This is a genomic window from Curtobacterium sp. NPDC098951 (genome assembly GCF_044759965.1).
Classification (GTDB): Bacteria; Actinomycetota; Actinomycetes; order Actinomycetales; family Microbacteriaceae; genus Curtobacterium.
The window spans coordinates 269,085-292,736 of the sequence record NZ_JBIWAG010000004.1; the positions used below are offsets into that span (position 1 = coordinate 269,085).

At 72.6% G+C, this 23,652-nt stretch carries 25 protein-coding genes and 2 pseudogenes; 15 read left to right on the forward strand and 12 right to left on the reverse strand.

The annotated features are described in order from the left end of the window. Positions 1 to 21: 21 nt before the first annotated feature. The 7 genes from rutA (at position 22) to ACIQUC_RS13725 (ending at position 7,363) form a co-directional block, all read left to right on the forward strand. The gene (rutA, locus tag ACIQUC_RS13695) at positions 22 to 1,122 is read left to right on the forward strand and encodes a pyrimidine utilization protein A (RefSeq protein ID WP_402267852.1); all 1,101 of its coding nucleotides are present in this window, start codon (positions 22 to 24) and stop codon (positions 1,120 to 1,122) included. Beyond that, complete coding sequence (locus ACIQUC_RS13700; protein WP_402267855.1) at positions 1,119 to 2,027, forward strand: carbon-nitrogen hydrolase family protein; 909 nt, start codon at positions 1,119 to 1,121, stop codon at positions 2,025 to 2,027. The genes rutA and ACIQUC_RS13700 overlap by 4 nt, the downstream gene beginning before the upstream one ends. Next, positions 2,024 to 3,670, forward strand: coding sequence for an amidase (locus ACIQUC_RS13705; RefSeq protein ID WP_022906818.1), 1,647 nt, complete (start codon positions 2,024 to 2,026; stop codon positions 3,668 to 3,670). The genes ACIQUC_RS13700 and ACIQUC_RS13705 overlap by 4 nt, the downstream gene beginning before the upstream one ends. A gap of 43 nt (positions 3,671 to 3,713) precedes the next feature. Beyond that, a complete protein-coding gene (locus ACIQUC_RS13710) occupies positions 3,714 to 5,171 on the forward strand; it encodes an MFS transporter (protein WP_402267858.1) in 1,458 nt (485 codons plus the stop codon). Between the two features lie 121 nt (positions 5,172 to 5,292). Beyond that, positions 5,293 to 5,916, forward strand: a complete 624-nt coding sequence (locus ACIQUC_RS13715; RefSeq protein ID WP_402267861.1) for an isochorismatase family protein — start codon at positions 5,293 to 5,295, stop codon at positions 5,914 to 5,916. Next, positions 5,913 to 6,533 (forward strand): TetR-like C-terminal domain-containing protein, encoded by a 621-nt coding sequence (locus tag ACIQUC_RS13720; RefSeq protein WP_022906815.1) that lies wholly within the window; start codon positions 5,913 to 5,915, stop codon positions 6,531 to 6,533. The genes ACIQUC_RS13715 and ACIQUC_RS13720 overlap by 4 nt, the downstream gene beginning before the upstream one ends. Further along, a complete protein-coding gene (locus ACIQUC_RS13725; RefSeq protein ID WP_402267864.1) occupies positions 6,530 to 7,363 on the forward strand; it encodes a GntR family transcriptional regulator in 834 nt (277 codons plus the stop codon). The genes ACIQUC_RS13720 and ACIQUC_RS13725 overlap by 4 nt, the downstream gene beginning before the upstream one ends. A gap of 8 nt (positions 7,364 to 7,371) precedes the next feature. On the opposite strand, the gene ACIQUC_RS13730 is transcribed toward ACIQUC_RS13725, so the two are convergent. From ACIQUC_RS13730 to ACIQUC_RS13745, 4 genes are all read right to left on the reverse strand, one after another. Further along, positions 7,372 to 7,599 (reverse strand): helix-turn-helix transcriptional regulator, encoded by a 228-nt coding sequence (locus tag ACIQUC_RS13730; protein ID WP_022906813.1) that lies wholly within the window; start codon positions 7,597 to 7,599, stop codon positions 7,372 to 7,374. Next, positions 7,599 to 8,210 carry a hypothetical protein gene (locus ACIQUC_RS13735; RefSeq protein WP_402267867.1) on the reverse strand — a complete coding sequence of 204 codons (612 nt, stop codon included), beginning with the start codon at positions 8,208 to 8,210 and terminating at the stop codon, positions 7,599 to 7,601. The genes ACIQUC_RS13730 and ACIQUC_RS13735 overlap by 1 nt, the downstream gene beginning before the upstream one ends. Positions 8,211 to 8,303: 93 nt before the next feature. Beyond that, on the reverse strand, positions 8,304 to 9,395 hold the full coding sequence (locus ACIQUC_RS13740; RefSeq protein ID WP_402267870.1) for a YeiH family protein: 1,092 nt from the start codon (positions 9,393 to 9,395) through the stop codon (positions 8,304 to 8,306). Between the two features lie 44 nt (positions 9,396 to 9,439). Continuing rightward, positions 9,440 to 10,039 carry an LppP/LprE family lipoprotein gene (locus ACIQUC_RS13745; protein WP_402267873.1) on the reverse strand — a complete coding sequence of 200 codons (600 nt, stop codon included), beginning with the start codon at positions 10,037 to 10,039 and terminating at the stop codon, positions 9,440 to 9,442. 135 nt (positions 10,040 to 10,174) lie between these two features. Here ACIQUC_RS13745 and ACIQUC_RS13750 point away from each other — a divergent pair, with 135 nt between their 5' ends. After that, on the forward strand, positions 10,175 to 10,525 hold the full coding sequence (locus ACIQUC_RS13750; protein ID WP_402267875.1) for a hypothetical protein: 351 nt from the start codon (positions 10,175 to 10,177) through the stop codon (positions 10,523 to 10,525). A gap of 99 nt (positions 10,526 to 10,624) precedes the next feature. Here the strand turns inward: ACIQUC_RS13750 and ACIQUC_RS13755 are convergent, their stop codons facing one another. Then, complete coding sequence (locus ACIQUC_RS13755) at positions 10,625 to 12,337, reverse strand: APC family permease (protein WP_402267878.1); 1,713 nt, start codon at positions 12,335 to 12,337, stop codon at positions 10,625 to 10,627. 147 nt (positions 12,338 to 12,484) lie between these two features. On the opposite strand from ACIQUC_RS13755, the gene ACIQUC_RS13760 reads away from it, so the two are divergent. The 3 genes and pseudogenes from ACIQUC_RS13760 to ACIQUC_RS13770 form a co-directional block, all read left to right on the forward strand. Next, a complete protein-coding gene (locus ACIQUC_RS13760) occupies positions 12,485 to 13,822 on the forward strand; it encodes a flavin monoamine oxidase family protein (protein WP_402267881.1) in 1,338 nt (445 codons plus the stop codon). Between the two features lie 108 nt (positions 13,823 to 13,930). Next, positions 13,931 to 14,026, forward strand: a pseudogene (locus ACIQUC_RS13765) (DivIVA domain-containing protein); the annotation flags it as partial. Between the two features lie 66 nt (positions 14,027 to 14,092). After that, positions 14,093 to 14,182 (forward strand): annotated as a pseudogene (locus tag ACIQUC_RS13770) (DivIVA domain-containing protein); the annotation flags it as partial. Between the two features lie 68 nt (positions 14,183 to 14,250). Here the strand turns inward: ACIQUC_RS13770 and ACIQUC_RS13775 are convergent. Further along, a complete protein-coding gene (locus tag ACIQUC_RS13775; RefSeq protein WP_402267884.1) occupies positions 14,251 to 15,117 on the reverse strand; it encodes a LysR family transcriptional regulator in 867 nt (288 codons plus the stop codon). 93 nt (positions 15,118 to 15,210) lie between these two features. Between ACIQUC_RS13775 and ACIQUC_RS13780 the strand changes: the two genes are divergently transcribed. Next, positions 15,211 to 15,936 (forward strand): SDR family NAD(P)-dependent oxidoreductase, encoded by a 726-nt coding sequence (locus tag ACIQUC_RS13780; protein ID WP_402267886.1) that lies wholly within the window; start codon positions 15,211 to 15,213, stop codon positions 15,934 to 15,936. A gap of 94 nt (positions 15,937 to 16,030) precedes the next feature. On the opposite strand, the gene ACIQUC_RS13785 is transcribed toward ACIQUC_RS13780, so the two are convergent. The 3 genes from ACIQUC_RS13785 to ACIQUC_RS13795 all read right to left on the reverse strand — a co-directional run bounded on the left by ACIQUC_RS13785 (position 16,031) and on the right by ACIQUC_RS13795 (position 19,477). After that, positions 16,031 to 17,188: a Gfo/Idh/MocA family protein gene (locus ACIQUC_RS13785; protein WP_402267889.1), complete on the reverse strand. Its 1,158-nt coding sequence runs from the start codon at positions 17,186 to 17,188 to the stop codon at positions 16,031 to 16,033. Beyond that, a complete protein-coding gene (locus tag ACIQUC_RS13790; protein WP_402267892.1) occupies positions 17,185 to 18,000 on the reverse strand; it encodes a sugar phosphate isomerase/epimerase family protein in 816 nt (271 codons plus the stop codon). The genes ACIQUC_RS13785 and ACIQUC_RS13790 overlap by 4 nt, the downstream gene beginning before the upstream one ends. Before the next feature lie 109 nt (positions 18,001 to 18,109). Next, positions 18,110 to 19,477 (reverse strand): MFS transporter, encoded by a 1,368-nt coding sequence (locus ACIQUC_RS13795; RefSeq protein WP_022906503.1) that lies wholly within the window; start codon positions 19,475 to 19,477, stop codon positions 18,110 to 18,112. Positions 19,478 to 19,636: 159 nt separating this feature from the next. Between ACIQUC_RS13795 and ACIQUC_RS13800 the strand changes: the two genes are divergently transcribed. Continuing rightward, positions 19,637 to 20,221 (forward strand): TetR/AcrR family transcriptional regulator, encoded by a 585-nt coding sequence (locus ACIQUC_RS13800; RefSeq protein ID WP_402267895.1) that lies wholly within the window; start codon positions 19,637 to 19,639, stop codon positions 20,219 to 20,221. 51 nt (positions 20,222 to 20,272) lie between these two features. Here the strand turns inward: ACIQUC_RS13800 and ACIQUC_RS13805 are convergent, their stop codons facing one another. Together ACIQUC_RS13805 and ACIQUC_RS13810 are read right to left on the reverse strand one after the other, a co-directional pair. Then, positions 20,273 to 20,677 (reverse strand): hypothetical protein, encoded by a 405-nt coding sequence (locus tag ACIQUC_RS13805; RefSeq protein WP_402267898.1) that lies wholly within the window; start codon positions 20,675 to 20,677, stop codon positions 20,273 to 20,275. Positions 20,678 to 20,724: 47 nt separating this feature from the next. Then, positions 20,725 to 20,892 carry a hypothetical protein gene (locus ACIQUC_RS13810; protein ID WP_022906506.1) on the reverse strand — a complete coding sequence of 56 codons (168 nt, stop codon included), beginning with the start codon at positions 20,890 to 20,892 and terminating at the stop codon, positions 20,725 to 20,727. 215 nt (positions 20,893 to 21,107) lie between these two features. Between ACIQUC_RS13810 and ACIQUC_RS13815 the strand changes: the two genes are divergently transcribed. Together ACIQUC_RS13815 and ACIQUC_RS13820 are read left to right on the forward strand one after the other, a co-directional pair. Further along, positions 21,108 to 21,728, forward strand: a complete 621-nt coding sequence (locus ACIQUC_RS13815) for an NUDIX hydrolase (protein WP_402268023.1) — start codon at positions 21,108 to 21,110, stop codon at positions 21,726 to 21,728. Positions 21,729 to 21,857: 129 nt separating this feature from the next. Next, positions 21,858 to 22,295, forward strand: a complete 438-nt coding sequence (locus tag ACIQUC_RS13820) for a hypothetical protein (RefSeq protein WP_402267901.1) — start codon at positions 21,858 to 21,860, stop codon at positions 22,293 to 22,295. A gap of 24 nt (positions 22,296 to 22,319) precedes the next feature. On the opposite strand, the gene ACIQUC_RS13825 is transcribed toward ACIQUC_RS13820, so the two are convergent. Beyond that, the gene (locus ACIQUC_RS13825) at positions 22,320 to 23,552 is read right to left on the reverse strand and encodes an acyl-CoA dehydrogenase family protein (protein WP_402267903.1); all 1,233 of its coding nucleotides are present in this window, start codon (positions 23,550 to 23,552) and stop codon (positions 22,320 to 22,322) included. Positions 23,553 to 23,652: the final 100 nt, after the last annotated feature.

Consider the following 23,652-nt stretch of genomic DNA (forward strand, 5'->3'; position numbering starts at 1 on the left):
CACACAGAAAGCGAGTCCCCCATGGACATCGGAGTCTTCATCCCGATCGGCAGCAACGGCTGGCTCATCTCGACCACCTCGCCGCAGTACAAGCCGTCGTTCGACCTCAACCTCGAGATCGTGCAGAAGGCCGAGTCGTACGGCTTCGACTTCGCCCTGTCGATGATCAAGCTGCGCGGCTTCGGCGGTCCGAGCGGGTTCTGGGACGAGAACCTCGAGTCCTTCACCCTGATGGCCGGGCTCGCCGCACGGACGGAGCGCATCCGCCTGTTCGCCACCACCGCGGTGCTGACCATCCCGCCGGCGATCGCCGCCCGCATGGCCGCAACGATCGACTCGATCTCACACGGACGCTTCGGGCTGAACCTCGTCGCCGGCTGGCAGAAGGCGGAGTACGACCAGATGGGGCTCTGGCCGGGCGACGAGGTGCACTTCAAGCGCCGCTACGCGTACCAGACCGAGTACATGCAGGTCATGAAGGAGCTGTGGGAGGACGGCGTCAGCAACTTCCAGGGCGAGTACTTCCAGATGGACGACTGCCGGATGCTCCCGAAGCCGACGTCGCACATCCCGATCGTCTCGGCCGGCCAGTCGTCCCAGGGCATGGCCTTCGCCGCGGAGTACTCGGACTACAACTTCTCGATGGGCGTCGGCGTGAACACCCCGACCGCGTACGCCGAGCAGAACCAGGCGCTCCTCGAGGCCCGCGCGAAGACCGGCCGCGACGTCGGCTCGTACGTCCTCTTCATGGTCATCGCCGACGAGACCGACGAGGCCGCGCAGGTGAAGTGGCAGCGCTACAGCGACGGCGTGGACGTCGAGGCCATCGCCTGGATGACCGGGCAGGCGCTCACCGACACGAACGGCGAGGACGGCAACACCGCGAAGCGGATCTCGCTCCCGGAGGGCGCCGTGAACATGAACATGGGCACGCTCGTCGGCTCGTACGAGCGCGTCGCGGCGATGCTCGACGAGGCCGCCGCGGTCGAGGGCACGAAGGGCATCATGCTCGTGTTCGACGACTTCCTGCAGGGCATGGACGACTTCGGCACGAAGATCCAGCCGCTCATGCGCACCCGCGAGGGCGTCGTCTCCTCCGCACCGAGCGCGGTCACCGCATGACGGCCGACACCACGGCGCCGGTCCTCGAGGTCGCGGTCGTCCAGGCCGGGCAGATCCCCGCCGACCACGACCGGGCGCTCGACGAGCTCCTCGCCCTGTTCGAACAGGCAGCGGCGGGCGCCGACCTCGTCGTCTTCCCGGAACTCACCACGACGCCGTACTTCTGCGGCGTCCGGAACGACACCCGCAAGGCATGGGCGCAGCCGGTCCCCGGTCCGGCGACGGCCCGGTTCGCCGCGGCCGCGAAGCGACTCGGCACCGCGGTGGCCTTCGGCCTCTACGAGGACGCCGGCGACGCGCAGTACAACAGCGCCGTCCTGATCGACGCGGACGGCACCCTCGTGCACGGCACCGACGTGCACGGCGACCGCGTGCCGGCCTACCGGAAGACGTCGATCCCGACGAACGCGATCTCCGACGTCGACGAGAAGCACTACTTCGCGCCGGGGTCTGGGCCGGTCGTGTTCGACGCGCTCGGCACCCGGTTCGGCATGCTCATCTGCTACGACCGGAGCTTCCCCGAGTACTGGCTCGCCTCGCGTGCGGCCGGCGCCGAGGTGATGCTCGTGCTCGTCTCCTCGATGGGCTTCCGCGAGACGCTCTTCACGCAGGAGCTGCAGGTGCGCGCCCTCGAGACGCAGACCTGGGTCGTCGCCCCGAACCGGGGCGGCGAGGAGACCGTCGACGGCAAGACCGTGAGCTACTTCGGTCGCTCGTCGGTCGTGTCGCCCCGCGGCGAGCTCGTGGTCTCCGCCCCGGCGCACGAGGCCGGGCCGATCGTCCGGGCGACGCTCGACGTCGCCGAGGTGGCGGCAGCGCGGTCGGACTTCCCGCTCGGGCGCGACCGGCAGCCCGGGGTGTTCCGCTACCTCGCAGATGCCCACGTGGCGGCGGTGCCGGCGTGACGGACGTCTTCGCCGTCGTGCGCGGGACGATCGCGCCCCAGCTGGAGCAGGCGCTGCGGGACAGCCGCGCCAACCCGCTCCCGGCCGCGCCGTCGTCGCTCCCCGCCGAGCCGGGCCACAGCCACGCGCTGTTCGCCCGGCTCCTCGGGGCGGCGGTCGACGCCGCGCCGGCACCCGCCGCGCCGACACCAGCCGCACCGGTCCGCGCGACGACGGACACCGCGTCCGACCCCGCCGCCGCGAGCGTCACGGAGCTCCTCGCCGCCTACCGCGACGGCGCCACCACCCCCACCGCGGTCGTCGCCGCCCTCGCTCCGCACTGGACGAGCGACGCCGTGTGGTCCGACGCGGTCCTCCGACCGGTCGACGGTGCCGAGCAGGCAGCGGCGGAGTCCACCCGGCGCTGGGCCGCGGGCGACGCCCGTCCGCTCGAGGGCATCCCGTTCGCGGTGAAGGACATCATCGACGTCGCCGACACGGTCGTCACGAGCGGGTCGCTGCAGACCGGCGACCGCGTGGCCCCCGCCGACGCGACCGTCGTGGCACGACTCCGTGCCGCCGGGGCGATCCCGGTGTTCATGGCCGCGACGACCGAGTTCGCCTGCGGCGGCCCGCACAACGCCCGGTACGGCGCGGTCCGGAACCCGTGGGACCCCGAGCGGTGGACGGGCGGGTCGTCGACCGGCTCCGGCTCGGCGCTCGCCGCGCGGATCGTGCCGCTCGCCCTCGGGTCGGACACCGGCGGCTCCATCCGGGTCCCCTCGGCGCTGTGCGGCACGACCGGCATCAAGCCGACGTACGGCCTCGTCCCCCGCACCGGCGTCGCGAGCCTGTCGTGGACCCTCGACCACGTCGGCCCGATGGCCCGCACGGCCGAGGACCTCGCGCTCGTGCTCGCCGTCGTCGCCGGCGGCGACGGCGAGGACCCGACGACGCACACCGCGGTCCCGCTCGTCGAGGCCGCGCCGGACCGCGTCGTCGGACTCCGCATCGGTGTCCCGCGCGGCTGGTTCACCGAACGGGTGGACGGCGCCGTGCTCGACGCGCACGCGGCCGCGATCGACCGGTTCCGCGGCCTCGGGGCGACGATCGTGCCGATCGAGTTCGACGACCTCGAGGCGATCGACGCCGAGTGCTGGACCGTCTTCTACGGCGAACTCGCCGCCAACCAGGAGGCCAACGCCGACACCGCCGACCTGTTCGACGCCGGCACCCGGGCACGCTTCGACGTGGCGTTCACGCCGACGGCCGCGGACTACCTCCGTGCCCTCCGTCGCCGTCCGCTCGTGCAGGCCGCGATGGTCCGGCGGATGGACGAGGCCGGGGTCGACGTCGTGCTGACACCGGGGATCGGCGCCACCGCGCCGCGCCTCGACGACCTCACGATGTCGGTCGACGGGGTGCCGTACAACCTGCACGACGTCGTCCCCCGGAACACCCGGCTGTTCGACTACGTCGGCTTCCCCGCGCTCATGATGCCCGCCGGGACCGCGCCGGACGGTCTGCCGGTCGGGGTCCAGCTCGTCGCGCGCCCGTGGGACGACCGGCTCGTGCTGTCCGCCGCCGCGGCGTTCCAGGCCGTCACCGACCACCACCACCGGGTGCCGCCCGCATCCGCCACGAGAGGGTCGACCGATCAGTAACCGCACCACGGACGAGGGCGGCGCCCGCCGACGCGCGTGGCAGGTGCTCTGCGCCTCGAGCCTCAGCGTCGTCCTCGTCTTCATCTCCTCGAGCGCCCTGCTCGTCGCCCTCCCCGACGTCAGTCGCGACCTCGACGCCACCGCCCTGCAGTCCAGCTGGGTCCTGCTGAGCTACATGCTCACCACCACGACGCTCATCCTGGTGTTCGGCCGGATCGCGGACCTCGTCGGTCGCCGTCGGCTGTACATCGCCGGCATCCTCGTCTTCCTCCTCGCCTCGCTCGCGTGCGGGATCGCGCCGGACGCCGCCGTCCTGCTCGCCGCACGACTCGTGCAGGGGGTCGGTGCCGCCGCCATCGTGACGAACACCACCGCGCTCCTCACCGACGTGTTCCCGGAGTCGATCCTGTCGCTCGGCCTCGGGCTGAACGCCACCGTCGCCGCCGTCGGGCAGGTCATCGGCCCGGTCGTCGGCGGCCTCGTCGCGGAGTCGTTCGGCTGGCGCTGGATCTTCCTCGGCGGCATCCCGATCTCGCTCGCCGGCCTGGTGTGGTCCCTGCGGCTCATCCCCCGAGCGGCCCGCCCACGCTCCGGCGAGCGCCTCGACGTCCCCGGCTCGCTGCTGTCCGTCGCGGCGGTCGGCCTGCTCGTCGGTGCCGTGTCGGTCGGCGGCTCAGCCGGGTGGGCGGCGACGCCGGTCGTGGCGATGGCCTCGGGCGCGGTGCTGCTCGGCGCCGTGTTCGTGTGGACCCAGCGCCGTGTGGCGCACCCGCTCGTCGACCCGGCGATCTTCCGTGACCGGGCGACCATCACGCTGTTCTCGGCCGCCGGACTGTGCGCGCTGTCGAGCTACGCGCTCGTGCTGCTGGCGTCACTGTCGTTCCAGGCGGTCTCCGGCAAGGACGCCGTCGAGGCCGCCCTCTGGGTCCTGCCGACCCCGATCGGCACGACGGTGGCCGCCGCGAGCGCCGGGGTCCTCGCCAGGCGGGTCCCGGCCCGGACACTGTCGACCATCGGCATGCTCCTCATCGCGGTCGGTGCGGCGGTCCTTGCGGGCTCCCTCGCCGACGACGGCGACTACGCGGTCACGGCCGTCGGACTCGGTGCCGTGGGCGTCGGCACCGGCGTGTTCATGACCCCGAGCACGTCGGCGCTGATGACCCGGGTGCCGGAGCACCGCCGGGGCATCGCGAACGCCATCCGGTCCGCGCTCCAGAACGCCGGCTTCCTGTTCTCGACGGCGCTCGGCCTGGCGATCGCCACGAGCGGCCTGTCCGCGGCGCAGCAGGCCGCGGCCTACGACGGCAGCCTGCTCGGCCTGCCGGCGACCGACGTCCAGGCCTTCGTCGACGGGGTCCGCGCGGCGGCGCTCACCTTCGCCGGGTGCGCGGTCGTCGGTGCGCTCATCGTCGCGTTCGGTCCGTTCGGACCACCGGACCGGGAGGCGCCGCTCCGGCCCGGCACGTCGAGTCCCGTCCCCGGGCCGGGGACGACCGCATGACCGCCACGACGCGTGCGCGCCGCTCCGTCCGCACCGGCCGCCGGAGCGGCGGCCGACCCGACGGGGCCGCACCGCGCCTCCTGGACCACCACCGCCCCACGCACGACGGAAGCAGGACCGCATGAGCGACGACCACGACGACTACGCCTCGGCCGGGTACACCGGCGCCCTCGAACCCGGCCGGCGGGCGGCGCTCGTCGTCGTGGACCCGGTCCGGGCGTACGTCGACCCGGCGTGCGGGCTGTACGCGGGGGTCGAGGAACCCGTCGAGCGGATGCGCGAGCTCACCCGGGCGGCGCGGGCGGCCGGCGTGCACGTCGCCGTCACGACGATGGCGCTGTCGGCCGACGGGTCGAACGCCGGGGTGTTCTTCCGGAAGGTGCCCGCGCTCGCCGCCTACCTACCGGGGACCTCGACGGGCGCCTTCATCGCGGGGCTCGCCCCGGTCGACGGGGACACCCTGGTGCCGAAGCAGTACCCGAGTGCGTTCTTCGGGACCTCGTTGGCCGCGGACCTCGTGGCCCGCGGGGTGGACACGCTGTTCATCGCCGGGCTGTCGACGAGCGGCTGCATCCGGGCGACCGCGACCGACGCGATGCAGCACGGGTTCGTGCCGATCGTCGTGCGCGAGGCCGTCGGCGACCGGCTGCCGAGCGTGCACGAGGCGAACCTGTTCGACATCCAGGCGAAGATCGGCGAGGTCTGGGGCATCGACCGGGTGCTCGCGCACTGGAGCGCCGCGTGAGCACCGCGGCACCGGTCCGCGGACGGCCGCGGAGTGCGGCGGTCGACGAGGCCGTGTACGTGGCGTGCGTGGCGATCCTCGCCGAGGGCGACCCGCGGGCGTTCACGATCCGGGCGGTGGCCGACGCCGCCGGCGTGGGGGCGGCGACGATCTACCGGCGGTGGCCGAGCCGGGACGTGCTCCTCACCGAGACCGTCATCCGCCTGATGGAGGAGACGATCCCGACGGAACTCGACGCGCCGATCGACGAGGGCGTGCTCGGGCTCACGCGCGGCTGGGTGCACGCGCTCGTCGCGACCCCGGTCGGACGGGCGCTTCCGCTCATCGTGGAGGCCGCCTCGCACGAGCCCCGGGTCGCCGAGGCGGTCGCCGCGTGGCACCTCGACCGACGCGTCCGGGTGAACGCGATGCTGCAGCGCGCCATGGACGCCGGCGACCTGCGGCCGGACGTCGACCTCGGGATCGCCGTCGACCTGCTGGGCGGCCCGACCTTCTACCGCCGGGTGTTCGTGTCCATCGACATCCAGGCACCCGACTACCCGGTGCGTCTCGCCCGGGAGTTCCTCCGGTGGGCCGGGTGGACCGGCGACACCACGACCGTGGGGGTGGTCTCGTGACCGACGTCGCGCCGGACGACCGGCTGGACGAGCCGACGGGACGCCGTCCCGTGCTGCCGTGGACGGACATGGGCGTCGGCGACGTCGCGCCCGGGCACTGGATCGGGTTCAACCGACGCTCCGACGCGGCCCGGCAGGTGTCCGACCTCATCCGCGCCGACATCGTCGCCGGTCGGTTCGCCGGACCGCTGCCGTACGAGTGGGAGCTCCTCGACCTGTACGGCACGACGCGGAACGTCCTGCGCGCGGCACTGACGCTGCTCAAGGAGCAGCGGCTGCTCACCCGGGCCCCGCGCTCCGGCACGTTCGGGGTGCGCCCGGTGGCCTCGGTGAGCCTCGCCCGCACCACCGAGGAGGTCACGATCTACGGCGAGACCGCCGGCGGCAGCATCTTCGACTCGCCCCGCCTGAGCATCGTGCACCTGTGCGTGCAGCTCGTCCCGGCGCCGGAGACCGTGCGGCGGAACCTCGAGATGGACGGCAGCGCTGCGTACTTCGTCGAGAGCCTCATCTCGTTCGACGGGGAACCGAGCCGGGTGCGGACGAGCTGGGTGCCGCGCGAGCGGTTCCCGGACCTCGTGTCGGAGCCCCTCACCGAGTACGTGCCGGACGTGCTCGTCCGTCGGGTCGGGCAGCGGCCGGTCGCCCGTCGGCTCCTGCTCAGCACGGTGAACGCGGACCAGTGGACCGCCGACCTGCTCGACATCGACCCCGGTCAGGCGATCTTCCACATCGAACGGCTGATGTGCCTGGCCGACGGCACCCCGGTGGAGTACGGGTTCTCGCGGTACCGGGGCGACCGGGCGGTGATCGACTCGCGGGTGGTGTGACCGGTCGGCTAGGACCGTCGCACGGAGAACACGTCGCCCGGCTGGCAGTCGAGCGCCTCGCACAGGGCCGTGAGCGTCGAGAACCGGATCGCCCGGGCCCGGTTGTTCTTCAGCACCGACAGGTTCACGACGGTCACGCCGACCCGGTCCGCGAGCTCGGTCAGGGACATCCCACGGGCGACGAGCAGGTCGTCGAGGTGGCAGACGACCCGGTGGCCGTCCTCCTCCGGCGGCATCAGACGAGTCCGGCCTGGTCGCGCACCATCCGCTGCGACGCGGTGAGGGCGAACCGGAAGCAGGTCACCAGGAGCACGCCGAGGTAGACGGGCACGTACTGCGGGTCGACGAGCGGCGTGGGGAGCCTGCCGTCCCACCCGAGCCCGGCGACCACCCAGTTCCAGCCCATCCGGCGAACGAAGTCCGGCAGGAAACCGGCCACGATGGTGAGCCCGGCGACCCAGTCGAGCAACCGCGTGGTCCGACGGTCGAAGAGCCCGCCCCGGCTGATCTGCCACGCGACCGCGGCGACGGCGGCGATGAGGGCCGCGACGGCGACCACCTCGACGGCGTCCCCCACGCGGATGAACCCGAGGGCCCCGGCCGGGACGTCGGTCGTCCGGACGCGCATCGTGAGCTCGGTCGCCTGGACCGTCGTGCCCCCCGGCGGCTGCGGGACCCGGGTCGTCGGGTCGATGCGCACCGGCACCGTCACGACACGGTCGCGGACCGAGTGGACGAGGTCCGCGACGTACCACCACACGACCCACGCGACGCCGACCGCGCACGCGACGACGTAGGCGAGGTAGGACCGCGAGCCCCGCGGCGGCTCGTAGACGGGTGCGCTCATGTCCTTCTCCCTTGTCGATCATCGATACCATCGAACATCGATAACAACGATAAACGATGGGTCGGATCGGGGCAAGGCCCGGCAGGGGACCCGTCAGAGGAGGCCGAACACCGCCTGCGCGCCGAGGCTCGTGCCCGCGACGAGCACCCACAGCGCGATACCGAGCAGCATCGGCCGGAACCCCGCCCGTCGGAGTGCGCCGAAGTCCGTCGAGACGCCGATCGCGGCGAGGGCCACCGTGATGAGGAACGTCGCGGCGGTCGAGAACCCCGGGGCCGCAGCGGCCGGCAGCACCCCGACGGTGCGCAGGAGCACGACCACGAGGAAGCCGACGAGGAACCACGGGACCAGGCGGAACACGCCGGCTCCGCGGACGCCCCCGGCGCGACCCTGGTCGTCGGCGGACGCCTGCTGCGCACGGGAGGTGCGCCGCGCCTCCAGGCCGGCCAGCCCCAGGACGATCGGGATGATCATGAGCGTCCGGACCAGCTTCACGACCACGGCCGTGTCGGTCGCCTGGCGACCGTAGACCGTCGCCGTGGCGACGACCGACGAGGTGTCGTTCACCGCGGTCCCCGCGAAGACACCGAAGGCGTGCTGCGACAGCCCGAGCGCGTGCCCGACGAGCGGGAAGACGAACACGGCCGCGATGTTGCAGAGGAAGATCGTCGACATCGCGTAGGCGACGTCGGCACTGACCGCGCCGATCACGGGGGTCACGGCCGCGATCGCCGAGGCGCCGCAGATCCCGGTGCCCACACCGATCAGCGTGCGGAGCGCACCGGACACGCGGAGCAGCCGACCGATCCCCCACGCGGCGGCGAGGCACACGACGAGGGTCGTCAGCATCACCGGCAGGGTCTCGCCGCCGATCCGGAGCACCTCGGCGATCGAGAGCTGTGCGCCGAGCAGGACGACCGCGAGCTGCAGGACCCGGCTCGACGCGAACTTCACGCCGGGCTGGAGGACGCCGAGGTCACCACCGGCAGCCGCGCCGGTGCCGGACGCGGGGCCGCCGACCTCCTGCTGCCGGCGCCGACGCACGAGCCAGCCGACGAGTGCGCCGAGCACCACCGCGGGGACGGGACCACCGACGACCGGGACCTCGCGGCCGACGACGGTGGCGGCGAGCCCGATGAGCACGGCGAGGGCGACACCGGGCCAGACGGTGCGGAGGAACGGCATGGCGTCCAGCATGGCAGCACCCGGCGGCGGCGCGCGCTTTGCGGTCAGCCCTCCGGCGGCGTCTGCCCCGTCATCACCACGCGCCCCGCGGCCTCGTCCCACCGGAAGGTCGCGTTCGTCCGGCCGCTCTCCTCGGCCGTCGTCTCGTCGGGCTTCGCGTAGTGGTAGGTCACCGCGATGGTCGACGCGTCGGTCCGGCTGATGTCGGGGACGAACCCGTACTGCTCCTTCGTGGCGGTGCCGAGGTACCGGCCGTCGTGGAAGAGCAGGATCGCGACGGGCGAGCTGCCGGTGGCTCGCTCGACGCTCACCGTCACCCAGGACAGCGCTGCGCAGGCGTCGTACCCGGCGGTGTCGGCGTTCGCCGCGTCCCACCTCGCGTCCTCGAGCCCGGCGGGCAGCGGCAGGTCGGCGATCGGGCCGGCAGCGGCCTCGGCACCGCTCGACGGACCGCAGGTCGGCGTCGGGGTGGGGGTCGACGACGGCGGCGACGACGGGCTCTCCGCCACGGCCGTCGGCGTCGCGGTCACGGTGCGGGTCGTGGTGGCGGTCGGGTCCGCATCCTCCCCGCCGCTGCACCCGGCCAGGACGACGGCCAGGACGGCGGCGAACAGGATCCCCCCGGTGGTGTGCAGAGTGCGCATCCGGTCAGGTTCCTCCTCGCCCCGCGCATCATTCTCGGCGTATTCTTGGGTTCGGGAGCAACGACGATTCCGGCCATGCCTCGTCGTGTCGTACTCCCCGACCCCGACGGGCCCACGACCCGACCAAGAGCCCGCGTGTCTGAACACCTCATCGAGTACGTCGCCCGTGACCGAACGGGCATCACCGCCGTCGTGACGACCACCAGCGTCATCGACGTCGACACCGTGATCCAGCACATCCACGCCGGCCACGCCGGGTACTACGTCGCAGCCGACTCGTGGAAGCGCACGCCGGTGCGGAGCCTGTCGTTCCTCGGTGGCGCGTACCTGTTCGCGAACTGGGACGGCTCGAAGCGGAACATGCTGCACGACCTCGCGCTCCGCGCCCCGACCCGCTCGATCGAGACGAAGCCCGTCCGCCCGCGTCCGCGGTTCGCCCGCGTGCTCGACGCGGTCCTCGGCCGCCGGCGGTCCCACCGCCTCTGACCGCACGGACGACGGACGGGAGGCGCGGTGCCGGCTGGCACCGCGCCTCCCGTCCGTCACCGGTCGCGGTGCAGGCCGCGATCGCCCCGGCGCGCGACCTCAGTCGTCGTCGCGCCGCGACCTCGTGCGGCGGAACCGCTTGCCGGTCTCCTCGTCGACCGCGATGCTGCCGGTCGGCAGATTCGAGAAGTCGGGTGCGATGACGGTCGGTTCCGGGACGGCACCCGGGACGTCGAGGACGAGGATGTTGCTCGTGCTCGTGAGGGTCCGCCCCCGGAAGAAGTCCGGCGACCGGACCCACCAGACGACCATCAGCACGACCCCGATGAGGATCGCGCCGACACCGACGACGGCGACGGCACCGATGCCGAGGATCGTGACGTCCTTCCCGTCGTCGCCCTGCAGCCAGTCGGGTTGGGCGAACTGCACGAGGCCGTAGACGAACGTGACCGCGAGGGTCAGCCCGCCGAGCAGCGGGACGAGGCCCCGCATGACGAAGTTCCGGACCGTGCTGAACAGCGTGCGCCGGTAGACCCAGACGCACGCGAAGCCGGTGAGCCCGTAGTAGAACGCGATCATCAGACCGACGGAGCCGATCAGGGCGGTGAGGAGGTTCGTCGAGATGACGGTGAAGAGCACGTAGAAGCCGATCGACGCGACGCCCATCCCGATGGTCGACCAGGTCGGGGTGAGGAAGCGGCGGTGGATCCGGGCGAAGTGGGACGGCAGGGCCTTGTAGACCGCCATCGAGAGCGAGGTGCGGGCGGTCGGCATGATCGTGGTCTGCGTCGAGGCGGACGCCGACGTGAGGATCGAGAACGACAGCAGCGCCATCGCCGCGTGCCCGAGGAACGAGTTGCCGAAGAGCGCCGGGCCGATCGCCGAGAACACGTCGTCGGCGTTGCCCTGTGCCCCGAGGCCGATGCCCTTCGTGCCGACGCCGGCGAACGCGATCGCCGCGATCGAGACGAGGGCGTAGATGACGAGGAGCAGGACCGTGCTGATGACAGCCGCGCGACCGGGGGTCTTCTCCGGGTCCTTCGTCTCCTCGTTGAGCGAGACGGCCGTGTCCCACCCCCAGTAGATGAAGATCGCCGTGAGCATGGCGGGCGCGATGACCGACCCGAAGTCCATGCCGCTCGGCCACAGCCACGACAGCGACGGGGTGATCGAGCCCTCGACGCCGTTGCCGGTGGCGACCCGGACGAGCGCGACGGCCGCGAACATCACCAGGACGAGCACCTCGACGCCGAGCAGCACGTACTGCAGGCGGGCCGACACCTCGACGCCGACGTAGCAGATGAACGTCATGATCGCGATCCAGGCCACCCCGGCCACGGTCGACCACAGCGTGCTGTTCCCGAGGGCGCTGATCGCCGGGTCGTTCGTCAGGACGCCGACGAACGAGTACCCGTACGAGCCGGCGATCTGGGCGAGGTTCGCCATCACGATGACGTCCGCGGCGATGATCCCCCACCCGCCGAGCCAGCCGGTCACGGCACCGAACGCGCGGGTCGCCCACGTGAAGGTCGTGCCGCAGTCGGGGTCCTCGCGGTTGAGCTCCTGGTAGGCCACCGCGATCATCCACATCGGGATGAACGCGAGCAGCATGATCGCCGGCGCCTTCACCCCGGCCAGCAGGGCACCGCCGCTCGCCACGACCAGTCCGAGACTCGCCGCCAGGCTGTAGGCGGGCGCGGTGGACGAGATGCCCATCACGACGCTGCCCACCAACCCGATGGCTCCCGGACGCAGCCCCTTCTCGGTACCGACCGTCTCGGTCGACACCGTCACGACCCGTTCGTCTCGCATGACCACCACGCTCTCTCGATGGCGGGCGACGGAAACCGTCGCCGTTGCTCCACGACTCTGTGGATACGAGCACTGAAACTAGACCCTGGCGACGATTTCCGCACCTGGCTGTGTCAATCTTGATCCAGTCCCGAGAGGAGCACCAGCATGGAGGAGACCGAGGTCGTCGTGATCGGTGCCGGCGTCGCCGGACTCACCGCCGCTCGGCTGCTCGCCGGAGCCGGGCGTCGGGTCGTCGTGCTCGAGGCCCGCGACCGGATCGGCGGACGCGTCCACACCGACCGGACCGACGGGCTCGTGACCGACCTCGGTGCGTCGTGGATCCACGGCGTCGAGGACAACGCGGTCGCCGACGCCGTCGCCGCGTTCGGGATCCGCACCGTCGAGTTCACGGTCGGCGGGTACCAGGTCGACAGCCGGCCGATCGCGTACCACGGGCCGGACGGCCGTCGGCTCGACGCCGGCGCAGCCGCCCGGTTCGCCGCCGACGTGCACACCGTCGACCGCGACCTGGTCGACGAGATCGAGCGGTCCGCTCCGGACGACTCGTACCGCGACGTGGTCGCCCGGGCGATCGCGGCACAGGGGTGGGACGGCGAGCGGGCCGAGCGGGTGCGCGAGCACCTCGAGCACCGGAGCGAGGAGCAGTACGGGGTCGCGAGCGACGAACTCGCCGCGCACGGGCTCGACGACGACACGATCGCGGGCGACGAGGTCGTGTTCCCGGACGGGTACGACGCCCTGCCCGCGCACCTCGCAGCGGGGCTCGACGTCCGGCTCGGACACGTCGTCGCGCGGGTCGACCACGGCGACGACGGCGTCGTCGTGACAAGCAGCCGGGGCACCGTCCACGCCGACGTCGTCGTGGTGACGGTCCCGGTCGGGGTGCTGCAGGCCGGTGACCTGGTGCTCGAGCCGCCGCTGCCCGGACGCCACCGCGAAGCACTCGGACGACTGCGGATGAACGCCTTCGAGAAGGTGGTCCTGCGGTTCCCGGAGCGGTTCTGGGACGAGGACGTCTACGCGATCCGGCAGCTCGGGCCGGCCGGGCACCGGTGGCACTCCTGGTACGACCTGACGCGGCTCGACGGCGTCCCGACGCTGCTCACCTTCGCCGCCGGGCCCGCCGCGAGGGCGATCCGCGGCTGGAGCACGGAGCAGGTCGCTGACTCGGTGCTCGAGCAGCTCCGCCGGTTGTACGGCGATGCCGTGGGAACACCGACCTCGGTGCTCGTCACGGCGTGGCAGGACGACCCGTTCGCCCGGGGCTCGTACGCGCACATGCTGCCGGGGTCGACGACGGACGACCACGACGACCTCGCGACACCGATCGCGGGGCGCGTGCACCTGGCGGGCGAGGCGACCTGGACGCTCGACCCGGCGACGGTGGCCGGAGCGCTGTACTCGGGGCACCGCGCGGCCGTGGCGGTGCTCGGCCACGACGTCCCGATCGACCGGCTCTGGGCGGACACCCCCGCCGGGTGACGTGTGCGAGGATCGTCGCGCACGCCGGGACGAGGGGTTCGTCCCGGCACGACAGGCCGGCGATGGGCCGGCGATGGTCCGGAGATGGTCCGGTACGAGGGGGAGCGCATGCTCGCGAGCAATGTGACGAACGTGCGGTTCGCACCGACGAAGTGGCGCGAAGGGTACGACCAGGGCGAGGTCGACGACTTCCTCGACCGGGTCCGGGCGACCCTCGCCGGGTACGAGTCCGGACGTCCGGTCGACCCCCTCACGCCCGAGGACGTCACCCTGGCGCGCTTCCGGCCGACCAAGTTCCGCGAGGGCTACCGCCAGGACGAGGTCGACGACTTCCTCGACCGTGTGGTGGTCGCCCTGCGGGAGCACGTCGGCCGCGGCTGACCGGCCCCGGCCGTCGCCGGCCGCGCTCCGGCGGCTGACCGGCCCCGTCAGGCGCTGACCGCGTCGGCCGCCTCGCCGATCCGCAGTCCGGTCTCCACCAGCCGCACGACCGCCGGGTTCCGCCGTCCCGCGGGCCACCCGAGCACCGTCGTGGCGACGGGCGCGTCGAGCACCGGCACCGCGGTGTGCTCCGGCCACTGCCAGGCGCGACTCGACCGGGGGATCACGAGCAGCGTCCGGCCGAGGGCGACCAGCTGCGCCAGCTGCGACTGCGAGTGCACCTCCGGGCCGGGCCCGGGCGGGTAGGTCCAGTCGGCGAGCGGCCACCTGGCCATCGGCAGGTCCGGGACCGACGACACCTCGGCCATCATGAGCGATCGACGATCGGCCAGCGGGTGTGATGCGGGGACGATCGCGACCTGCGGCTCGGAGTACAGGTCGACCGCGTCGATGCCCGCGAAGTCGTCGAACGGCCGGTGCATGAGGGCGACGTCGGCGGTCCCGTCGAGCAGGAGCCCGGCCTGCTCGCCGATCTCGCACAGGACCACGTCGATCGGCACGTCCGCCGGAGCGGCGTCGAGCAGCGCCTGCAGGAACTCGTGCGACGACCCGGCCTTCGTCGCGAGGACGAGGCGCTGCTCCGGCATCCCGGCGCGGCGGGCCCGTCGGACGGCCGCGCGCACGGCGTCGAGGGCGACGGGAGCGTCGCGCAGGAGCACCGATCCGGCCTCGGTGAGTGCCACCCCGCGGCGGTCACGGTCGAACAGCCGGACGCCGATCCGCTCCTCGAGCTGCCGGATCGCCCGGGACAGCGGGGGCTGGGCCATGCCGAGCCGGGCGGCTGCGCGACCGAAGTGCCGTTCCTCGGCGACGGCCACGAAGTACCGGAGCTCCCGCGTCTCGACGTCGTCCATGCCCGGATCCTACGCCGTCCGATACCCGGCGAGTATCACCACCCACCCGATCGGTGTTGGACGTCGCCGACGCTCCGGGCGGACGATCGAGCCATGGATGACGATGTGACCACCGCGCTGGTGACCGGCGCGAACAAGGGGATCGGGTACGCGATCGCCGAGCATCTCGGCGCGAGGGGGATGCGGGTGCTCGTCGGGGCACGGAGCGACGCCGGTCGCGACAAGGCGGTCTCCCGGCTCCGCGCGAGCGGCGTCGACGCGCACGGGGTCCGGATCGACGTGACGGACGACCGGAGCGTGGCGCAGGCGGCCGCCGAGGTCGAGGAGCGCTTCGGTCGACTCGACGTGCTCGTGAACAACGCCGGGGTCTCCGGCCCGTTCGACCCGGTGACGTGGACGCAGGACCCGACGACCCTCGACCTCGACGTCGTCCGGCAGGTCGTCGACGTGAACGTGTACGGGGTGGTCCGGGTGACGAACGCGATGCTGCCGCTCCTCCGGCGCTCCCCCGCCCCGCGGATCGTGAACGCGTCGAGCAGCATGGGCTCGCTCGGACGCCAGCCGGGCCCGGTGATGGCCGCCTACGCGCCGTCGAAGACGTTCCTGAACGGGATCACGACGCAGTACGCCCGTGCGTTCGCGGACACCCCGATCATCGTCAACGCGGCGTGCCCGGGACTCGTCGCGACGGACTTCAACGACTTCGCCGGCGACCGGACGGCGGCCCAGGGCGCGGCGACCGCGGTCCGGCTGGCGACCCTGCCGGACGACGGCCCGCGGGGCGGGTTCTTCGAGGACGCCGGCGTCGTCCCCTGGTGACGACGGACGGCGTCCGGTGACGGACCGGAGGCGCTGCTCGCGTTCCGCACGCAACGGAACGTGAGCAGCGCCTGCTGTCGCGCACCGGCGCGGGTCAGACGGCGGCCGGCTCCGTGGCGAGCGTGCGGGCGAACGGGTCGAAGTCCTCCGCCAGCGATGCGATCGGCGCCACGGTGGACGCGACCTCGACGAACGCACGGCGCTCGACGGACTCCTCCACCGCGACCATCGCGTCGAGCACGTGGTACCCGACCTCGCCCGTCGCGATGTGTGCGCCGCCGCCGCGGATCGCCCGCGCCATGTCGAGCACGCCGAGTCCCCGGCCGGCCGTGGGCTCGGCGTCGAGGACGGTCTCCCACTCCTGCTCGAACGGGAACGACACGTCCTTCGACAGCCGCCGAGCGATGCGGATCGGGTGGCCGCCACCGAAGGTGTTCGGGTCGGGCAGGACGATCGTGCCCTCGGTGCCGTTGACCTCGAAGACGCCGTGCCGGAACAGCGGGGTGTCGAACGAGAGCAGGGACTGCGCGTTGCCGCCGTGCTCGAACGACGTCAGCACGGAGAGGTGCGTGGGGACCTCGACCGGGAACTCCTGGCCGGCGTTCGGCCCGACGACCAGCTGCCGGGTGTCCCGCGAGCGGGAGCCGGTCGCGACGACCGAGGCGATCGGCCCGAGCAGGTGCACGAGCGCGGTGAAGTAGTACGGCCCCATGTCGAACAGCGGGCCGGCGCCCTTCGCGTACAGGAACGACGCGTTCGGGTGGAAGACGTCGGGGCCCTGCCACTGGAAGCTGGTGACCGCGGTCAGCGGTGTGCCGATCGCGCCGGCCTCGATCGCCCGCTTGGCGGTCTGCCACCCGGTGCCGAGCACGGTGTCGGGTGCGATGCCGAGCCGCAACCCGAGCGACTCGGCGAGTGCGACCAACCCGGCTGCGGACTCGCGGTCGACCCCGATCGGCTTCTCGCTCCACACGTGCTTGCCGGCGCGGAGCGCGGCGGTGGAGACCTCGACGTGCGTCGCCGGCAGCGTGAGGTTGATCACGATCTCGACGTCCGGGTCCGCGAGGACCTCGTCGCCGGTACCGGACGCTGCGACGCCCCACTTCGCGGCCGACGCCGCCGCGCGCTCGGTGTCGATGTCGCCGATCCGGACCACCTCGACGTCGGGGAACCGCGTGAGGTTCGACAGGTACTGCTCGCTGATCATGCCGGCGCCGATGAACCCGATGCCGACCGTGCCCGTGCGGGTCATGCGGAGACCGCCTCCGTGCTCAGGGTGGCGCGGAGCCACCGGTAGGACTGTTCGACGCCGTCGAAGACGTCGCCGTCGTAGCCGTCGAACTCGATGACGGCGTACTCGAGGGCGGGCGCCGCGGCCAGCGCCTCGGCGAGCCGGACGTCGCCCTGGCCGGCCGGGGTCTGGTCGGTGGGGATCGTCGCGGTGGAGATGCCCTCGCGCATCGGGCCGTCCTTGACGTGCACGGCGACGATGCGGTCGCCGAGCTCCTGGATGAACGCGACGACGTCGATGCCGGCGGCAGATGCCCAGTAGAGGTCGAGTTCGAGTACCACGCCCGGGTCGAGGAGCGAGGCGAGCACCTGCAGCGCGGGCTGGCCGTCGATCTGCGGCCGGAGCTCGTGGTCGTGGTTGTGGTAGCCGACGCGCAGACCGTGCTCGGCGGCTTCCACGGCGGCGGCGTTGAGTCTGGCAGCGATGCGTTCGACGCCCTCGCGGGTGGTCCAGTGGTCGGGCCCGACGAACGGGTCGATGACGATCTCGAGGCCGAGCTCCTTCGCGGCGGCGAACGTGTCGGCGTGCGACGGGGCGGTCATGACGCTGCCGTCCGGCAGCGGGATGGTCTCCTCGACGAGGAAGGCGTGCCCGGTCGTCGCGGTGATGCCGTGGGCGTCGAACGCCTGCTTGAGCTCGGCGGATCGACCGACGAACGCGAACGCCTCGACGGTGTCGAAGCCGATCTCGGCGAGGCGGCGGACGCCGCCGTCGAGGTCGGGCTCCAGCGCGGCGTTCACCGTGTAGAGCTGCAGGGAGATGACGGGAGCCATGGTGGGTCCTTTCTGCCCGCGTCGTCGCGGGGTGGCGGTGACGGCCTGGAGGCGCGGCTCGCGTTGCGGACGCGGGTCGCGCCTCCAGGCTGCTGACGCACTGAGTGCGCTACTTGACCGACTTGATGGGGAGGATGACGAGGGCCCCGAGCAGGACCGCGACGCCGGCGCCCCAGAGCATGAGCGTGTAGTTCTGTCCACCGCCGATGCCGAGGAGGAACAGGCCGACCGCGGGGGCGAGCGACTGGGGCAGGGCGTTCGCGATGTTGATGACGCCGAGGTCCTTGCCGGGACGCTCCGGGTCGGGCAGCACGTCGACGATGAGCGCGGTGTCGATCGCGGCGTAGATGCCGAAGGCGAAGCCCATCACGATCTCGGCGAAGTAGAACCCGCCGACCGTGTCCACGTGCGCCAGGATGACCAGGCCGACCGCGGTGAGGGCGGTGGAGCTCCAGACGAACACCTTGCGGCGGCCGACACGGTCGGACACCCAGCCGGAGAGCGCGGCGCTGGCGAGGAGGGCGACGGTGTAGAGGAGCACACCGAACGCGACGACCCCGACGGCCTCCTTCTGCGGGAGCCCGATCCGGTCCTCCATGTAGAGGAGGCGGTACGTCGTGAACATGAAGGTGCCGAAGGTGATGAGGAAGCGGCCCCACCAGGCGAGCCCGAAGTCGCGGTGCTTGATCGGGTTCGTCCAGAACGAGCTGATCAGGTTGATCCAGCTGAACGGCTTGATCGGCGTGGTGGGCAGGTCGTCACGGGCGATGACGGCGTAGACCACGATCGCGATGATCGCCAGGATGCCCGGAGCGATGAAGAGGACGGGCAGGTTGCCGACGAGGTAGACGGCCAGGTACAGCCCGGCGAGGATCGCGATGTTCTGGGCGAGGGCGATGACGCTCGACGCCTTGCCGCGCTGGAACTCCGGCACGTTGTCGGCGAAGCTCGCGGTCAGCGTGGCGAGCACGGCGTTGGCGGTGACCTGCGCGAGGACCCACGCCAGGGTGAGCTGCAGCTGGTTCGGCGAGAAGGCCAGCCAGGCGAGTGCGCCGACGAAGACGACGACGCCGCCGATCATCCACGGGCGACGACGACCCCAGCGGGTGCGGGTGCGGTCCGAGATGGCTCCGAAGAGCGGGTTCGCCAGCAGGGCACCGAAGGCGCCGAACGGCAGGACCGATCCCACGACCGACTCCGGGTTGCTCGGGTTGAGCTCGCTCGCCTTGATCGACATGCTCACGAACACCGGCGTGAGCAGGGCGACGAACAGGCCGAACTGGGCGAAGCTCAGGCCCCAGAGGTAGCCGCGGCCGACGCGCACGGAGCTGACGGCCTGGGTGATGCCCTCGACCGAGAAGGCGCGGGAGGCTGCTGCCTCGTCCGTCGCGGTGGCGCCGGCGGCTGCGGTGACCGCGGGGGACGCGGTCCCGGCGATGCCGCGAGTGGGTTCTTCCTTCGACGTCGGTGTCGACATGACTCCTCCTCGAGTCACAGGGGCTTCGGGGCCCGTCTGAATCCCTAGTCCTACTAGGTGATCGGGACAGTAGCACCCAAAACCTCCGACCGGAAGTTTTTGTTGCGGTACTTTCCGCTCGTTCTTCGGCAACGCAGGGCTGCCGGTAGGTTTGGCCGCGTGACCTCCACCGACGGAAGCAGCAGCCGCGGCCCGTACGCCAAGGGCGTGCAGCGTCGGCAGGAGATCCTCGACCAGACGCTCGAGGTCGTGGCATCCCGTGGCATCGACGGCACCTCGCTCCGGGCGATCGGCGAGGCGATCGGTGTCTCGCACGCCGCCCTCCGGCACTACTTCTCGTCGCGGGAAGCCCTGCTCGTCGAGGTGCTCCGGGAACGCGACGAGGCGTCGAACCGGGCACTCGGCGACACCGCAGGCGTGTTCACCAGGCTCGAGTTCGTCGCGCACCGCAACGTCGTCGAACCCGCGCTGGTGACGCTCTACACGACCCTCCTCGGGACCTCGGTCGAACCCGGGAACGAGACGGCACGGTCGTACTTCGCGGGGCGGTTCGCGACGGCCAGGGCCGAGCTCGCCGGCCAGCTCCGCGACGAGCTCACGGCGTCCGGCCGGCACAGCGACGTGGACCTCGACCAGGTGGCGTCACTCATCATCGCGGCGTTCGACGGCCTGCAGGTGCAGTGGTTGCTCGACCGGGACGTCGACATCGCCGGGACGCTCCGGCTGCTGGAGCGGGTGCTCTAGTCTCCGAGCGTCTCCGAGCTCACCGTCCGGTGCGGCCCGCACCTCGGGCCGTCAGTCGAGTCGGACCTCGGCGACACCGCTCCCCCGGCACTGCAGGGGCGCCCCGAAGCCGTAGTCCGTCCAGGCCAGGTCGACCCCGCGCTCGTCGAGCCTCGCACCGTGGGCGTCGAAGAGCGCCACACGGCCGCGTTCGTCCTGCGTCTGCTCGACCGGGACCGTCCAGGTCGTGCCGTCGACCTCGGACGTCGCCGACTCCCGCTCCGGCGTGCAGTCGGCACCGACGCACACGGCGACGGACTCGACGGCGGTCGCGAGGTGGTCGGGCACGACCACGTCCACCGTGTTGCCCTGCCCGTAGTCGGCGCAGGCCGACCCGGGCGAGGAGCACCCGGCGAGCGCCAGCACCAGCCCGATCCCGATCGTGGCGGTGACCAGCGTGCCCCGGCGATTCCCCATGCTCGATCGTCCCAGGTCACCCGCCGGTCGGCCACCCCGCGCCGCGCTCACTCCGTGCCGTCGTCCTCCTCGGGGTTGAAGTGCGAGTCGTCGCCCGCGTGTCCGGCGGCGAGGCCGTCGGGCTCGTTGGGGATGGTGCCGTCCTCGCCGAGGCCGTCCGGCTTCGGCGTGCCCTCCGGGTCGTTCTTCGGTGCGGTGCCGTCGGTGTCGCTCATGGTGTGCTCCCGTGCAGTGTCGGTGCGGGACCGCCGTGGTCCCGGTGGTGTCGGAACGTACCGACCCCGCCTCGGAGAAGCCCGCCGGACGCGGCCCCGACCACGCCTTCCGGATGCCCGCGCGGGCGGCCAGCGCCTAGGCTGACGGCGTGAACCCGGCGCGCCAGCAACTGTCCGCGCTCGTGGCTCCCGGTGCCGCCCCGCTCGTGACGGGCATGCCCGAGGCGAGCGCCTCACGCAACGCCGCCGTCCTCATCCTGTTCGGCGAGCTCGACGACGTCCCGAGCGACCGTCCGGCCGCCGACGCCGCGGTGTCCAGGGGACTCGACGTCCTGCTCCTCGCCCGTGCCGCCACACTCCGGGCACACCCCGGCGAGGTTGCGTTCCCCGGCGGCCGGGTCGACCCGGGGGACACCGACGCGGTCGACGCGGCGCTCCGCGAAGCGCGCGAGGAGACGGGTCTCGACCCCGCGGGCGTGGACGTCCTCGGCACGGTCGCCCCGGTGCCGCTCGCGTTCTCGAGGCACCTCGTCACCCCGGTGCTCGGTTGGTGGCGCGAGTCCTCCCCCGTCCGGGTCGTGGACCGGGCCGAGTCCGCCGCGGTGTTCCGCGCCCCGGTCGCCGACCTGCTCGACCCGGCCCACCGGGGTGTGACGGTGATCCGACGCGGCGGCCAGGAGTGGCGCGGCCCCGCCTTCACCATCGACGCCGACGGGACCGAGCACGTCGTCTGGGGCTTCACCGCGATGCTCCTCGACGCGCTCTTAGACCGCCTCGGCTGGGCCGAACCGTGGGACGACCGTCGCGAGGTCGCCCTGCCGCGCACGCGCGCCTGACCGCGTCGCTGCACGGGCGGTCGCGGGTGCGGCCGGGCCCGCTCCCGGACGGGAGGCGCGGTGCGGGCCCGACCCGCGCCTCCCGTCCGCCGTCGGCGCACGTCGACACCCTGCCCCTACGCTGGGGACGTGGGGGCACGCGAGGACTGGTGGGACGATCCCGGTGACGACCTGGAGCTGCACCCCGAGCGACCCGTCGAGCGACCCGCACGGCCGGCGCCGGGCGTGGGCGACCTCGTCGCCACCGTCCTGCTCCTCGGCGCGGCCGTCCTCGTGAGCCCGGCGGCGTGGTTCGCGGTCCTCGTCGGCCAGCTGGCGTTCGCCGCCTGCGCGCAACCCACACCGGGGTGCGCCGCCGGCGACGGGGACGTCGGCACGACCATCGAGGCCTGGCACCTCGTCCTCACGGCGGTCGTCCTCGTCGTGGGGATCGCCGGGTCGGTCGCACGCCGCGGCCGACGACGCACGGGGTGGCCCGTCGCGCTGACGACGCTCGTCGGCGTGCTGCTCGTCTTCGCCGGGGCGGTCGTCGCGCTGCAGGTCGCCAGCGGCGGCAACCTGTTCTGACCGACCCGGCCGACGGCGCTCGGACTACCGACGCGTCGCGCCGATCGCCCAGACACGCGGCGGCTCGACGCCGTTCACGGCGTGGTCGCCGATGATGCGCGCCTTGAACACCCACGGGTTGTGGCTGCCAGCGGTGCGGGCGTTGCGCCAGTGCCGGTCGAGGTTCTTCGTCGTGCTCACGCCGGACGCGGCGAGGGCGTCGAACAGGTGGCTCGTCGCCGTCGTCGCGAGGGAGGTGAGCGCGACCTGCGCCTGCGCCGTCGCGAGCTCCGCGCGGTCGTTGCGCCGCTCGTCCTCGGCGGTGTCGAGGGCGGTGCCCTCGTACGCGGCCTGCAGCGCCTCCGCTGCCCGGTCGACGATCGCCGACGCGGCGAAGCCGGCGGCGGAGACCTCACCGACGACCTGCAGGATCTGCGGGTCGGCCGCGAAGGTGTCGGCGTTGCCGTGCGAGAACACGCGGTTGCGGCTCCGGACCTGCAGGGCGATCTCGCGTTCGGCGGCGACGACCGAGCCCGCCAGCACCGTGAGGAGCACGGCCTGGTAGTAGGCGGTCTGGTACTTGAACCGGTCGTCGAACGGGATGACCGCGTCGGCGGCGACGACCGCGTCGGTGAAGGTGCTGGTGCCCGAGCCGGTGGTGCGCTGGCCGAAGCCGTCCCAGTCGTCGCCGTGGGTCACACCCGGCTGGTGGGCGTCGACGATCGCGATGACCCGTTCCCCGGTGTCGGTGCGCTCGGCGTACGTGTCGATCCAGTCGGCGAAGATGCTGCCCGTCGAGTAGTACTTCTGGCCGCTGATCCGGAACGTACCGTCGTCCTGCGGGGTCACCTTCGTGATGACGTCACCGATCTGGACGGCACCGACCTCGGTCCAGGAGTTCCCGGCGATCTCCCCGCGGCCGAAGCGCTCGAGCCACGCGTCGCGCTCCCCCGTGCGGGCGACGAGTCGGTCCTCGACGAGGGCGAAGTGGCCGCGGAGGGCCTGCGGGATGTTGCTGTCGGCGGCGGCGAGTTCGGTGAGCAGGCGGAACACCTGCGGCAGCGTCGCACCCGCCCCACCGAACCGGACGGGGACGCGCACGGCGCCGAACCCGGCGGCGGCGAGCTCGCGGATCTCGTCGAAGGGCAGGCGGCGCTCCTGCTCGCGGGCGCTGGCACCGGCGGCGATGCGGTCGAAGATCGGTCGGAAGCGGGCGGCGAGGGTCTCGTAGTCGACGGCGTCGTCGGTCGCGGGACGGGCAGCGGTGGTGTCGGTCATGGTGGTGTGCCTTCCGGTACGGGGTCGGGCGGTGGGGGCGGGGTTCGGGGTCGGGCGATGGGGCGGGCTTCGGGGTCGGGGTCGCTGTCGCGGCGCTGTC